9 protein-coding genes and 1 pseudogene are annotated in these 14400 nt (G+C 36.4%); all 10 read left to right on the top strand.

What is annotated here, in order from left to right; translation table 11 throughout:
* Nucleotides 1–156: 156 nt before the first annotated feature.
* The 10 genes and pseudogenes from RBU59_RS04240 to queA all read left to right on the top strand — a co-directional run bounded on the left by RBU59_RS04240 (nucleotide 157) and on the right by queA (nucleotide 14214).
* Nucleotides 157–1146: a glycoside hydrolase family 130 protein gene (locus tag RBU59_RS04240; RefSeq protein WP_308146633.1), complete on the top strand. Its 990-nt coding sequence runs from the start codon at nucleotides 157–159 to the stop codon at nucleotides 1144–1146.
* Between the two features lie 107 nt (nucleotides 1147–1253).
* Nucleotides 1254–4352, top strand: coding sequence for an alpha-mannosidase (locus tag RBU59_RS04235; RefSeq protein ID WP_308146632.1), 3099 nt, complete (start codon nucleotides 1254–1256; stop codon nucleotides 4350–4352).
* A gap of 175 nt (nucleotides 4353–4527) precedes the next feature.
* Nucleotides 4528–6882, top strand: coding sequence for a glycoside hydrolase family 3 N-terminal domain-containing protein (locus RBU59_RS04230; RefSeq protein ID WP_308146631.1), 2355 nt, complete (start codon nucleotides 4528–4530; stop codon nucleotides 6880–6882).
* A gap of 319 nt (nucleotides 6883–7201) precedes the next feature.
* A complete protein-coding gene (locus tag RBU59_RS04225) occupies nucleotides 7202–7570 on the top strand; it encodes a GntR family transcriptional regulator (protein ID WP_308146630.1) in 369 nt (122 codons plus the stop codon).
* Between the two features lie 61 nt (nucleotides 7571–7631).
* Complete coding sequence (locus RBU59_RS04220) at nucleotides 7632–8321, top strand: ABC transporter ATP-binding protein (RefSeq protein WP_330698478.1); 690 nt, start codon at nucleotides 7632–7634, stop codon at nucleotides 8319–8321.
* Between the two features lie 15 nt (nucleotides 8322–8336).
* Nucleotides 8337–9092: a hypothetical protein gene (locus tag RBU59_RS04215; RefSeq protein ID WP_308146629.1), complete on the top strand. Its 756-nt coding sequence runs from the start codon at nucleotides 8337–8339 to the stop codon at nucleotides 9090–9092.
* Between the two features lie 197 nt (nucleotides 9093–9289).
* The gene (locus RBU59_RS04210; protein ID WP_308146628.1) at nucleotides 9290–10327 is read left to right on the top strand and encodes an RNA polymerase sigma factor; all 1038 of its coding nucleotides are present in this window, start codon (nucleotides 9290–9292) and stop codon (nucleotides 10325–10327) included.
* Between the two features lie 542 nt (nucleotides 10328–10869).
* A complete protein-coding gene (locus RBU59_RS04205) occupies nucleotides 10870–12081 on the top strand; it encodes a cysteine desulfurase family protein (RefSeq protein WP_308146627.1) in 1212 nt (403 codons plus the stop codon).
* A pseudogene (locus tag RBU59_RS04200) lies at nucleotides 12080–12928 on the top strand (tRNA 2-thiocytidine biosynthesis TtcA family protein); the annotation flags it as partial. The gene RBU59_RS04205 and the pseudogene RBU59_RS04200, both read left to right, overlap by 2 nt.
* A gap of 227 nt (nucleotides 12929–13155) precedes the next feature.
* Complete coding sequence (gene queA, locus RBU59_RS04195; protein ID WP_308146625.1) at nucleotides 13156–14214, top strand: tRNA preQ1(34) S-adenosylmethionine ribosyltransferase-isomerase QueA; 1059 nt, start codon at nucleotides 13156–13158, stop codon at nucleotides 14212–14214.
* Nucleotides 14215–14400 lie beyond the last annotated feature (186 nt).

Below are 14400 nucleotides of genomic sequence, written 5' to 3'. Positions count from 1 at the left end.
GGCGGCACTATTTGCGTGAAAACAAAGCTCGTATTATTGCAGGCTTATTTGTCATAATACGAGAACTTCCTCTGGTTTAAAGGCCGTTTGCCGGTTTCTTGCCAGAGGGCAAATTGCAAATGAATATGGTTGTTAATAACAAGGAGGTTTACAAGTATGAGTAAGATTATTGGGAGTTCATTACCAAACATTCCGTGGGTAGATAAACCGGAAAATTATAAGATGCCTATATGGCGTTATCCGGAGAATCCGATTATCGGAAGAGATGCAATTGAATGCTCCAACAGTGTGTTTAACAGTGCAGTGGTTCCGTTTGAAGACGGATATGCAGGGGTATTCCGTTGTGACAGTAAATCTGTCAGTATGGATTTATTTCCCGGATTCAGCAAGGATGGTATCCATTGGAAAATCAATGAAAAACCGATTACTTTCTTAGGAGAAGAGGAAGAAATATTAAAAAGGGAATACCGATATGATCCGAGAGTTTGCTTTGTGGAAGACAGATATTATGTAACCTGGTGTAATGGGTATCACGGTCCTACAATTGGAGTTGGATATACCTTTGATTTTAAAACTTTTTACCAGTTGGAAAATGCATTTCTTCCTTATAATCGCAACGGCGTTTTATTTCCCCGTAAAATAAATGGATATTACGGTCTTTTAAGCCGCCCCAGCGATACAGGACATACTCCGTTCGGAGATATCTTTTTCAGTCAGAGTAAAGATTTGGAGTATTGGGGACATCATCGTCATGTTATGTCACCAGTCAGAGATGATGCATCAGCATGGCAGTCAACCAAAGTCGGTCCGGGTCCGATACCGATTGAGACAGAGGAGGGCTGGCTGCTAATTTATCACGGAGTTATTAATACCTGTAATGGTTTTGTATACCGTGTCGGCTGCGCCTTACTGGATATTGATGAACCCTGGAAAGTGAAATGCCGTTCTAAATATTATATCCTTGCCCCTTATGAATATTATGAATGTGTAGGTGATGTACCTAATGTAGTATTCCCCTGTGCAGCGCTTACAGATGCAGATACCGGCCGTATTGCCCTCTACTACGGATGTGCGGATACGGTAACCGGCTTAGCTTTTACAACCGTAAATGATCTGATGGATTATATGAAGAAATATCCATTATAGAAATTTTACACAAAGTTCAATTAGCAAAATGAATAAATGACCTGATAACCGGATTTAAGAGAAAAGAAAGAAGATAAGAGCGCAGGCCGCGCAGTTTGGAGTTTAAGATGGATTTTATTGATAAAAGAATTAATGTAATCAGCAACGAATTAAATAAACTGTCCGTCGTTCAAAAAATTACTGTAGAGAATTGGACATTTAAAAAAGGAAATTACATCCATCCTGAAGAGGCTTCTTCATCTAATGAGCCATGGCTGGAATTTAACAGCAAAACGGATCATTGGTATGGACCGGACGAGCATTATTGGTTCAGAACCACATTTACGGTTCCGGAAAACCTGAATGGTAAATCTATGTGGATGAATGTCAAAACACAGGTTGATGAGTGGGATGACGGCAGAAACCCGCAATTTCTCTTATTTGTAAATAATGTGGTAACACAAGGTATTGATATGAACCACAGGAGAATAAAACTAACGGATTCAGCTGCAGCAGGTCAGACTTATCAACTGGATTTACAAGCATATACGGGTATTTTACATACTGAATTTAATCTGATCGTAGAAATGCTTGAAATAGACCATAGAATTGAAAAATTGTATTATGATATTAAAGTTCCTCTAAATGCTTTTTCCCGTATGGAAAAGGATGATAAGATAAGGCGGGATATAGAAACGGTATTAAATAACTGTATTAATAAGCTGGATTTAAGAACACCATATTCCAAAGAGTTTTATAAAACCTTAGAAGAAGCGGACAGCTATTTAGAGAAAGCGTTATATGAAGATATGGCCGGTTATGAAGATGTGATAGCAACCTGTATCGGACATACCCATATTGATGTGGCCTGGTGGTGGACGGTGGAACAGACCAGGGAAAAAGTCGGACGCAGTTTTGCCACAGTGTTAAAATTAATGGAGGAATATCCGAATTATAAATTTATGTCAAGCCAGCCGCAGTTATATTATTTTCTGAAAGAAAGATATCCGGAACTTTATGAACGCTTAAAGATAAGGGTAAAGGAAGGCAGATGGGAACCTGAGGGTGGTATGTGGGTAGAGGCAGACTGTAATCTTACCTCAGGAGAATCCTTAGTTCGCCAATTTATGCACGGCAAAAAATTCTTTAGAGAAGAATTTGGTATCGATAATAAAATATTATGGCTTCCGGATGTATTCGGCTATTCCGGAGCATTGCCGCAGATCATGAAAAAAAGTGGAATTGATTATTTCATGACTACCAAATTAGCCTGGAATCAGTTTAACAAGATTCCCAATGATACCTTTATGTGGAGAGGAATTGACGGATCGGAAGTTTTTACCCACTTAATAACAACACTGGGTGTAGGTCAGAGCACCAATGAATTTTTTACCACTTATAACGGTATGCTTCATCCGGATTCCATTATGGGAGGCTGGATACGCTATCAGAATAAAGAAATTAATAATGACATATTAATTTCTTATGGATATGGGGACGGCGGCGGCGGTCCTACCAGGGAAATGCTAGAGACATCCATTCGTATGGAAAAAGGTGTAAGGGGCATTCCGAAAGTACGGCAGGAATTTGCAGGAACTTATTTTAAAGAACTGTATGACAAGGTTAAGGATAATAACAGACTTGCAGTCTGGGAGGGCGAATTCTATTTTGAATACCATAGAGGTACTTATACTTCCATGGCCAGAAATAAGCGTTCCAACAGAAAAAGCGAGCTGAAACTTATGGATTTGGAATTATTATCGGTATTAGCAATGGGAGAAAAGCCATATCCGGTGAAAGAACTGGATTCTATGTGGAAGACAGTTTTGATTAACCAGTTCCATGATATACTGCCTGGTTCCTCTATTCATGAAGTTTATGAAGTAACAAAACAAGAGTATGCAGAACTTACTAAGAAAATGAATGAATTAATAGGCGACTGCCTGGCGGTGTTAACCGGACAGGGTGATGGTATAACCCTGTATAATACATTAGGATTTGAACGAGATGATATTGTTAATTTAGGAGACTGCAAAGCGGAAGCATTAATTGATAAAGACGGCAGTTGTTATCCCATCCAGCAGACGACCGACGGAGCGGTGGTGTTCGTAACAAAGCTTCCGTCTAAGGGAAGTAAAACATTTGCATTTACAAAAAAAGAAGAAGAGATACCTTTTAAGCTTTACGGTACGGTATTAGAAACACCATTCTATCAGATAACGGTTAATGAAAAGGGTATGTTTACGTCTATTTTTGACAAGGAAAATGACAGAGAAGTACTAAAAGAAAACCAATACGGTAATTTAATGCGTATGTATGAGGATAAACCTATTTATTATGATAACTGGGATATTGACATCTTCTACACGGAAAAATACTGGGATGTCGATCAGGTAACCAGAATGGAATGGACAGAATTAGGTGCCGTACGTGCCACCCTGGAGATTGACCGTAAGATCAGCAATTCTACAATTAAGCAAAAAATTTATTTTTACGCAAACAGCAGACGAATTGAATTTAATACTTATGTTGATTGGAAAGAACATCAACATTTACTTAAAGTACATTTTCCGGTTGATATTCATTCTGATGAAGCAACTTTTGACATACAATTTGGTAATGTAACCAGAAAAGTTCATTCCAATACCAGCTGGGATAAAGCCAGATTTGAGAGCTGTGGACAAAAATGGATCGACTTATCCGAGGGTCATTATGGTGTCAGCCTGCTAAATGATTGTAAGTACGGACATTCCGTAAAAGACGGAAATATGGCGATTACTCTGATTAAGTCCGGTACGGAACCGAATCCGGTTACAGATCAGGAAGAACATTTCTTTACTTATGGATTATATCCGCATGCGGGTAACTGGAGAGACGGCAGGACAGTGAAAGAAGCTTATAAAATGAATCAGCCTGCTTATGCGGTTAACGGCGGAACAATCGGCACGGAGCAATCAGTGGTTTCGGTTGATAAATCGAATGTTATATTAGAAACTATTAAATTAGCTGAAGATGGCAACGGAATTATACTTCGTATGTATGAATGTGAAAATGCTTTAACGAGAGTTAATGTAAAACTGGGAATCCGGTCCTCGGTTCTTTCGGTAGAAGAATGTAATTTAATTGAGGAAAAAATCGGCGATATTCCCTTGAATGAAGATGGGTTTAAAGTAAGTATTAAACCTTATGAAATTAAATCATACAGGGTAATCTTAAACAAGAAATAGGAATTAATAGAACCGTTTAAAATCTAATTGGGTTGTTGCAATATGAATAATTATCGTTAATCAGAGAGATAGATGATACTCTGACAAGTTAGTTAGGATTAATATTTTGCAGCAACCCTTTCCTGGTATAATGAATAATAGTTATATAATAAATATGAAGCGGAGGTTATAATTCATGACTTATCTATATAAGGATAATAAATATACGGCCAGGCAGCGTGCGGAGAATTTATTATCGCTTATGACAGTGAAAGAAAAGGTAGGACAGCTGAATCAGCGGCTATATGGTTTTTCGGTATATGAACGTATCTATGATGAAATCAAACTGACCGATGAATTTAAAAATGAGGTAGCGAAATTCGATGGATTAGGCGTTTTATACGGACTTTATCGTGCGGATCCCTGGTCGGGGAAAGACTTTGATACCGGTCTTACCGGTGAGCTTGCACCGAAAACCTATAATATGATACAACGTTATGTTATGGAACATTCAAGTCTTGGTATTCCCATGATGTTGAGCTCGGAATGTCCTCATGGACACCAGGCACTTGATGGTTATCTTGTACCGGTAAATTTAAGTGCAGGAGCGACCTTTCACCCGGAACTGTTAAAAAGCGCATACCAGGTCTGCGGTAAGCAGTTAAAAGAGCTGGGTGTAAATTTAGCTCTGATATCGGTACTTGATATAGTAAGGGATCCTAGGTGGGGTAGAAGCGAAGAGTGTTACAGCGAAGACCCTTATCTTTCATCGGAGCTTGCCAAAGCAGCCGTTACTGGAATACAGAGTAATGGTATTGTGGCGGTTGCCAAACATTTTTGTGCCCAGGGGGAGGGTACCGGAGGTATTAATGCCAGTGCCGCCCGTATAGGGGAAAGAGAGTTAAGAGAAATTCACCTTCCTGCCGCAAAAGCCTGTGTAAGAGCTGGTGTGAAAGGTATTATGGCAGCTTACAATGAAATAGACGGAATCCCCTGTCATGGAAATAAAAAGCTATTAACCGAAATTCTTCGTGATGAGATGCAGTTTCAGGGCGTGATTATGGCTGACGGAGTAGCAATTGATCAGTTAGATGTTATGACCGGAGATAACGAGTTATCCGGTGCCATAGCCTTGAAAGCCGGTGTGGATATCAGTTTATGGGATACCGGGTTTTCGAAACTAAATGAGGCGCTTAACCGTGGTTTGATAACGGAGGAAGACATCGATATGGCTGTTCTTCGGGTACTTACTCTGAAATTTGAATTGGGACTGTTTGATAACCCTTATATAGAAGAAAAGGATTCCGGTGCAGAGTTCACCTATGAGAAATACCCTGAGGCACTAAAACTTGCCAGAGAATCGGCTGTTTTACTAAAGAATAAAAACAATACCCTGCCCCTTAACATAAACAAAATCGGTTCAATTGCAGTAATCGGTCCTAATGCAGATGAAATATACCATCAATTAGGAGATTACACACCTCCAATTAATAACCGGGACGGGATTACGGTTTTAAAGGGTATTAAAGATTATATCAAAAAAAATAATAGTTCTATCGAAGTCAAATTTCATAAAGGCTGCGGTTTATTTGAGGGGACAGAAGAAAGCCTTAGAAAAGCAGCAGAAATTGCAGATTCCTGTGATTGTACTATCCTAGTTCTGGGAGGGTCTTCCAGCCGTTTTGGAGGCGCCAGTTTTGATATTAACGGTGCTGCGAGAATTGATGCTGTTCGAGATATGGACTGCGGTGAGGGTTTAGACAGTGCCGATTTAAGACTTCCTGGTTTGCAGAATAAATTGGCGGAGGCTGTATATAAAACAGGCTGTTCCGTTATAACTGTTTTAATCCAGGGACGGCCATATTCTATTCCAGAAATTGCAGAAAACTCAGATTCCGTGCTTTGTGCCTTTTACCCCGGAATGAAAGGCGGTCAGGCACTTGCGGAGATAATATTCGGTGAGATTTCACCGTCCGGACATCTTCCGGTCTCTATTCCAAGACATGGGGGGCAAATACCGGTATATTATAATTATAAAAATTCTTATGCCGGTATGAAATATTATGACATAGATAATAAACCTTTATATCCTTTCGGATATGGATTAAGTTATACGGAATTTGCATATTCGAATATTAGGATGGAATGTATTCCGTTTGAGACAGAGCATAAAGGTTTTAAAATGAATTTATATGAATCCGGTAAATCTAATGAAAACTCCTACAGGGTTTCATCTCAAGTCTTGCATTCTGGTGGACTCAGGGTGAACTTTGAGATATCCAACCTTGGTGGTTATGATGGTTTTTCAGTACCTCAGCTTTATATAAAAGATTTACAGGCAAGTACCATACGCAGGGTAAAAGAATTAAAGGCATTTGATAAAATATGGATACCTCAAGGGGAAACCAGATCTTGTACATTAAACTTAAATGAAGAAAAGCTCTCCATATGGAATGATAAAATGCAGTTTGTCACTGAACCGGGGGAGTTCAGGCTATCGCTTACAGATGGCAGTAAAGATATTTGGGAGTGTAGTTTATTTCTGGAATAATAAAAAAATATCTATATAATCAGCCCGTCCATTCATATATATTTTGATGGATGGGCATTTTTAATGTTTTTAACGAATACGAACATCTATATAATCATAAAATAAATTTAGTATGTCTTTTGATACCCAAAATAAAAATAAAAATTTTTTAATAAATATATTGACATCATTATAAAGTTAGTGTACTATATAACTAGTTCACTGGTAATCGAGTGCAGTAAACACAAAACGAAACAGGAAATGGAAGAAAAACTGAAAAATGCTGTTTCATAACAAGAGTAACATGGTTATTAAAAAACGGAATGAAAGGAGGACATGAATGGAATTTGATAATAATATTCCAATCTATATACAGGTTATTAATGATATCAAAAAAGATATAATAAACGGTGCCCTGGCTTTAGGTGAGAAACTTCCGTCGGGTAGAGAGCTGGCCTACAAATACAAAATAAATCCCAACACTGCAAGCCGTATCTATAAAGAAATGGAAGCGGAAGAAATTTGTTACACAAAAAGAGGGCTAGGCACTTTTGTAACGGAGGATACGAGGAAAATGAAAAGTATAAGAGAAGAAATGGCAGGTTCCCTTCTGGATAATTTTATTGAGGGAATGAAGCAGTTAGGTTTTACGAAAGAAGAGCTGATTCAGTTATTAGAGCATAAATATGATTTAAATACAAAACAATAGAAAAAACGGCAAACGACAACCGCTATAGCGGGTGCCAATAAAAAATAATAGGAGTGAGAATATGATATTACAATGCAATGATTTAGTAAAAAAATATATGAATAAAACTGCTGTAAATGGTATTAGTTTTGAAGCAGAAAAAGGTAAAATATATGCGCTGTTGGGGCCAAACGGCAGCGGTAAAACAACACTTATGAAAATGATTGCAGGTTTGGTTAAACCAACCAGCGGAACAATTACTTATAAAGGAAACCCTATTGGGGTGGAATCTAAAAAAAGAGTTGCTTATATGTCTACGGAACCTTTCTTCTATAATTATATGTCTGTGGGAGATGTGGGTGATTATTATAAGGATTTTTTTGAAGATTTTGATGTAAAGCGATATGAAGAATTAATCGAAAGAATGGAATTGAGCATGAAGGATAAAGCGAAAACCTTATCCTCCGGTCTGGCAGCAAAACTAAAAATAGCAGCGACATTGGCAAGGAAAGCGGAACTCTATATGCTGGATGAACCTTTGAACGGAATTGATATTATAGCAAGGGAAAAAATTATCACTACTGTATTAGAAGTTGCAAGAGAAGATTCAACGATATTGATATCCAGTCATCTAGTGGATGAATTGGAAAAAATCATAGATAATGCAGTATTTATTAAATCCGGAGCTATCGTTTTAAATGGTGAGGCAGAAGAACTGAGGGCCTCCCACGGTAAATCAATTGTTGAATTATACAAAGAAATTTATGCATAACAGGGGGATGGAAGAATGTTAAAGTTAATGAAATACGAATTTAGAAAACAGGTTTTTTCAAAGCTGATTATTTTAGCTTTAGTTGGTTTATTGGAAATAGTGTTCTTTTTTGGAGTTGTTTTAGACAAAGAAAATGTAATTGCAATGTCGATGTCCTTATTAGCGATGTTTACTTTCGGTGCTTTGTTTTTTCTGGCATTTGAATCTATTATTACTTATTCCAATGATTTAAAACAGAAATGCAGTTATATGCTTTTCCTGACACCGAATACCAGTTATAGTATTGTAGGTGCTAAAGTTTTAACAGCCGGAATTCAGATTATCCTGGCAGGTATTATATTTTTTGCCGTATTTGCGTTAGACGGCGGTGTATTAATAGCTAAATATAATGTGTTGGCGGAAGCTAAGAAAGTAATCTTACAAGCGATTGATGAATTTTTGAAGCTAAAAATAGATTTTTCCGATATTGTATCGGTTGTAGCCGTTGTATTAACAAGTTGGATCAGTACCATAACCATTGCTTTCTTCTCAATTACATTAAGTTCAACCTTTTTAGAAAACAAAAAGTTCAAAGGTGTAGTAAGTTTTATAATTTTTATTGCTTTAAATGTTGTAGTTACTAAGGTTACCCATCTGTTCCTTGGCGATATTGAAAGCTATACAAGTAATTTGAGTATTTATTTCATCTGGGAAAGTGTCATAGCACTCTTATTTATTGTTTTGACCTATATTGGAACCGCTTGGATGATTGATAAAAAAGTAAGTGTTTAATGTTTTTAGGGTAACCTCATTACCCGAATAAAACAATATAAAAATAGTATCTGTAATTTTGTAACAACCTGGTAAAAGTACACTATTATATAATAGGAATATAAATAAAAAACAGGGTAAGTCAGCCGTAATTCGAATAGAATTGTAATGATTTACCCTTTTCCTGTATCAGGCATAATCAGAAAGGGGTTTTTTATGTGGCAGATGAGTTGTTTTTATGGAATAAATATATTGAAGATATAGTAGATGTATATGCTGATACTGTTTACAAATTCGCCTTTGCACTTACCGGAAACAAAATGGATACCGACGAAGTTTTTATACAGGTGTTTCTTAAATATATAAAGCAAATGCCCGTGTTTCATACTAAGCAACAGGAGAGGTTATGGTTTATACGGACAACGATGTATTGTATTAGAAGTCTTTGGAAGTTTAATTATAAGAAAAGCACAAAAGGTGAAGAAGAATTTATCTGGAATATAAAATTGTCAGAGAATATATCCGAGAAGTCCTTATTCGAAGAATATCTGCAGTTAATACCAAGGAAATACAGAATAGTCGTCCATTTATACTATTATGAAAAGATGTCTGTCAACCAAATCGGTAAACTTTTAAATAGAAAAGAAGATATGATACAATTACAGCTGGAGAGGTTAAGAAGTTTGCTGGAGGAATATATGTCAAGAAAAAATGTGGACTTTGAGAGAAATTATGAATCTGCTCTTATTAAAATATATGCGAACAGCCAAATAAAAAATAAAACTGAAAATAGAATGTTTCAGGAGTTTAGAAGTAAATATTCCCACTTTTCCAAAATAAAATACCGAGTAGGAATTCTATTTTGTTATCTGGTTTTTGTTCTGCTTTCCGTGTTTATTTTTAATATACAAGACAAACAGTATTTTGAAAATAAATCGTATAAAAAGGCTGTTTTATTACAGGAGAGCGGTAATTATAAGGAAAATGAATATGAATATAAAGAGGGAGATATCATTGAGTTAAATATTAAAATACCCGGAAGTTATGTTGGAAATGAAATAGTATTAGTATTTTATGATTATTATTCCGGCATAAGTGAGGAGGTATTTAGAGGAATCGCAAGAGAAACCCTGATACAGACTTATAAAGTGAAAGAAGACGGGAAGGCTGATTTTATCATTTTTAATAATAATAAGGAAATTACCGATTTGGTTGACATAGATTTTATCATAAAACGATCAAAAGAAAATAAATGAGTTTTTAATATTGTTAATTCGGTTGGAGTTAAATACTCCAACCATTTTTTATTTCATAGTAAAGTTCTCCGAACATCCCTTTGAAATAAAAAGCCCGACCGGCAGGATGCACATGAACACGCAAAAGGATAATATCCTTTAGGGTAGATTGTCACTGTCGTAACAGCTCGTCAGCGCTAGAGTCTGGCAAGCCAGACTCTTTCTTGTTTTATGAGAAAATTATTACTGTTTACTCCCCTGCAAAAACAGCAGTTCCGCGAGCAATAACAGACTTCGCTTTGGTTTTATTTAGAGTTGGAAAAATTAATACTTGTAAGGTATAATAGAAATGACGGTTTTGGAATGCTTGGAATAACTTTCGCAGAACTATTATAAAAGAATAAACTTATAAATTTATCCGGCTTTATTGAATTGTTTAATCAGGTGGGGTATAATCATTATTTGGCATTTATAATTAATATCATTTAAATAATAGTTTTGGTTGACAAATTGTTGGAACATTCGTATTATTAATCCGTATTAAATTTATAGGATAAGTAAGAATGTCAGATATTAATATACAGATTATATTCTGCTATCAGATAAAAGAAGAACAGAAAGGTGTTGATGATATAATGATTTATTTGGATTATGCTGCTAATACACCGGTTGATAAAGGGGTATTGGATACATTTTATGATATATCTTTGACCTATATTGGGAATCCCAATTCACCTCATACTTTGGGGGATAAAGCAAGAGAGAGGATGGATCAATCTACAAAACAGATTGCAAATCTTCTGGGAGCTAAAGAGAATGAAGTAATTTATACATCAGGGGCAAGTGAATCCAATAATATGGCAATAAAAGGAATCGCTTCCAGTTATAAGAGATATGGTAAACATATAATCACAACCTATTTGGAACATGCTTCCGTAACCGGCCCGATTACAGCTTTGCAAAATGACGGCTACGAAGTTGATTATATTAGCCTCTCAGATAACGGGCAGGTGGATTTGAATCATTTGATGGAGTTAATAAGAGAGGATACTATTTTAGTTTCTGTCTGTTATATAGATAGTGAAGTAGGGACCATACAGCAGATTGAGGAAATCAGTAAAATCGCACATGCAAAATCACACTGCTTTTTACATGTTGATGCCACACAGGCAGTCTGTAAAATACCGGTTAGCTTTGAGAAGATTGACCTGATGACATTTTCCGGACATAAATTTTATGGATTAAACGGATGCGGCATTCTGTTAAAAAAAGAAAGCATTATGCTGGAACCATTAATCCATGGGGGCCTAAGTACTACTTCTTTTCGAAGTGGAACACCTATGCTTGCACTGGCTGCGGCGACGGAGAAAGCTCTGACCATAGGGGTAGAAAACCTAACTGTCCGTTATGAATATGTAAATGAATTAAATAAGGAATTAAGAGAGGCTTTAAAGGCTTATCCAAATATAAAAATAAATACACCAATACAGGGCTCTCCTTTTATTTTAAATATCAGTATAAAAGGGGTAAATACCAATCAACTGCAGAATGAATTAAACAAAAGGGATATCTATGTAGCGACCAAATCGGCCTGTTGTGCGCCCAATACGGTTTCAAGGCCGGTATATGCAATGACAAAGGATCGTAAATTGGCCTTGTCCACACTTCGTATCAGTTTGAGTCATTTGACCACCATGGATGAAATTGATTTCTTCCTGGATAACTTTAAGCAGGTTTTAAAAGAGATTGGAGATAATCATGGAAAACTATATTGATGTGGAAAGAAGTATTATTAAAAGATTCCGCAAGGAGATCTGGAGAAAATTTATCTCAGCCGTAAATGAGTATGAGTTAATTAAAGAAGGCGATAAAATAGCCGTGTGTATCTCCGGCGGCAAGGATTCCATGCTTTTGGCAAAATGTATGCAGGAATTGCAAAGACATGGTAAAGTAAAATTCGAAACCGTATTTTTAGTAATGAACCCTGGGTACAATGAATATAACAAACAGGTTATTTTAAATAATGCAGAGTATTTAAATATACCCATTCATATGTTTGAAACCGATATTTTTGACATTGTTGCAACAGTGGAGGAATCTCCCTGTTATTTGTGTGCGAGAATGCGCAGAGGATATCTATATAAACATGCAAAGGAACTGGGTTGTAACAAAATTGCATTAGGACACCATTTTGATGATGTGATTGAAACAGTTCTCATGAGTATGTTATACAGCGGACAGATGAAAGGAATGATGCCAAAACTTCATAGTACAAATTATGAGGGAATGGAATTAATCAGACCGCTATATATGGTTAAAGAAGCAGACATTATAGCCTGGAGAAAATATAATAACCTGCAGTTTATCCAATGTGCCTGCCGGTTTACGGAAAATTGTATGTTAGGAGATAACGGCGGTGGGTCCAAACGGCAGGAAATGAAAGAGTTAATCAAGAAATTCAGGCAGACAAGTTCTATTATTGATATGAATATCTTCCGCAGTGTTCATAATGTAAACCTGGATACCATGATAGGATACCAGAAAAAACAGGTATTCCATAGTTTTCTAGACGATTATGATACGGATATCAGTAGTATGGATTCAGAAAATGAATTGAAGTAAAAAACAAAATAAAAATTAATATAAAAAATGTGTAAGATCAACAAGTGTAAAATAATAAATCAAAATTAATGATTGTAAAATTAATGATTGTAATATGAAATAGTGTAATAATAATGTTACTAAATTATAGAATTTGGATTAATTTGCAAGAAACGATTTTGGATAATAGAAACTTACAGCAGGTGAGATTCCAATATTTATAAACGTGTATCAAATAGGAGAAATATATGACAAAACAAGATTTTTATTTTGATTTACCGGAGGAGTTAATCGCACAGGACCCGCTCCCTGACCGGTCCGGTTCAAGACTGTTAGTGTTAGATAAAAATACAGGTGAAACAGAGCATAGAATATTTAAGGACATTATTGATTATTTAAATCCAGGAGACTGCCTGGTAATTAATAATACGAAAGTAATTCCGGCCAGATTAATCGGTGAAAAAGAAGGAACCGGAGCAAAAGTTGAGATACTGCTTCTGAAACGGCAGGAAAATGATATCTGGGAGGCTTTGGTAAAACCCGGTAAAAAAGCGAAAGTAGGTACAAAGATTAGTTTTGGTAACGGTTTATTGAACTGCGAAGTCATTAAAATTGTAGATGAAGGAAACCGGTTAGTTAAGTTTTATTATGAGGGAATTTTCGAAGAAATTCTGGATCAACTAGGGCAGATGCCGTTACCTCCTTATATTACCCATCAGTTACAGGATAAAAACCGGTATCAGACCGTATATGCAAAATATGAAGGATCGGCAGCCGCCCCTACCGCCGGATTACATTTTACCAAAGAATTATTGAAACAGATTGAAGAGAAAGGAATCATTATAGCAAATGTTACGCTTCATGTGGGTCTGGGAACTTTCCGCCCGGTTAAAGAAGAAAATATCTTGGATCACCATATGCATTCGGAATTTTATATTATTGAACCGGAAGAAGCCGAAAAAATCAACAATACCAAGAAAAACGGCGGAAGAATTATATGTGTTGGAACCACCAGCTGTAGAACCGTAGAATCCGCAGCGGATGAACAGGGATTTGTAAAAGCCGGAAGCGGGGATACGGAGATCTTTATTTATCCCGGGTATCAATTTAAGATACTTAATGCCTTAATCACCAACTTCCATTTACCGGAGTCTACATTAATTATGCTGGTATCAGCCTTAGCAGGCAGAGAGAATGTTCTAAAGGCATATGAATTGGCGGTAAAAGAACGTTACCGTTTCTTTAGTTTTGGGGATGCGATGTTTATAACTAACATTATAAATGCTATGAATGAAAACAAGGATTAATCCAGAAAAAATCTCTGGAAAATCTGATAACTGAAAATAAGTCAAGAAAAGTCTTGGGAAACATGATAGGTTCAACATCAGTGTTTTCCGGGGCTTTTTGTTTTATAAATGTAAAAACAGGAAAATAAGTATGCTGTATTTAGATCTCGCCATAATCAGCTATCCCGCAATAACCGGCTATATCGG

It is taken from the genome of Anaerocolumna sp. MB42-C2 (assembly GCF_030913705.1).
In the GTDB taxonomy this organism is placed as follows: Bacteria; Bacillota; Clostridia; order Lachnospirales; family Lachnospiraceae; genus Anaerocolumna.
Note: the sequence above shows the minus strand (reverse complement) of the source record. Positions and strands in the feature narration are given on the sequence as shown.

Excerpts from the sequence above, each read along its gene's own strand:
- RBU59_RS04240 (WP_308146633.1), top strand. The coding sequence starts at position 157 with ATGAGTAAGATTATTGGGAGTTCATTACCAAACATTCCGTGGGTAGAT.
- RBU59_RS04235 (WP_308146632.1), top strand. The coding sequence starts at position 1,254 with ATGGATTTTATTGATAAAAGAATTAATGTAATCAGCAACGAATTAAAT.
- RBU59_RS04230 (WP_308146631.1), top strand. The coding sequence starts at position 4,528 with ATGACTTATCTATATAAGGATAATAAATATACGGCCAGGCAGCGTGCG.
- RBU59_RS04225 (WP_308146630.1), top strand. The coding sequence starts at position 7,202 with ATGGAATTTGATAATAATATTCCAATCTATATACAGGTTATTAATGAT.
- RBU59_RS04220 (WP_330698478.1), top strand. The coding sequence starts at position 7,632 with ATGATATTACAATGCAATGATTTAGTAAAAAAATATATGAATAAAACT.
- RBU59_RS04215 (WP_308146629.1), top strand. The coding sequence starts at position 8,337 with ATGTTAAAGTTAATGAAATACGAATTTAGAAAACAGGTTTTTTCAAAG.
- RBU59_RS04205 (WP_308146627.1), top strand. The coding sequence starts at position 10,870 with ATGTCAGATATTAATATACAGATTATATTCTGCTATCAGATAAAAGAA.
- queA (WP_308146625.1), top strand. The coding sequence starts at position 13,156 with ATGACAAAACAAGATTTTTATTTTGATTTACCGGAGGAGTTAATCGCA.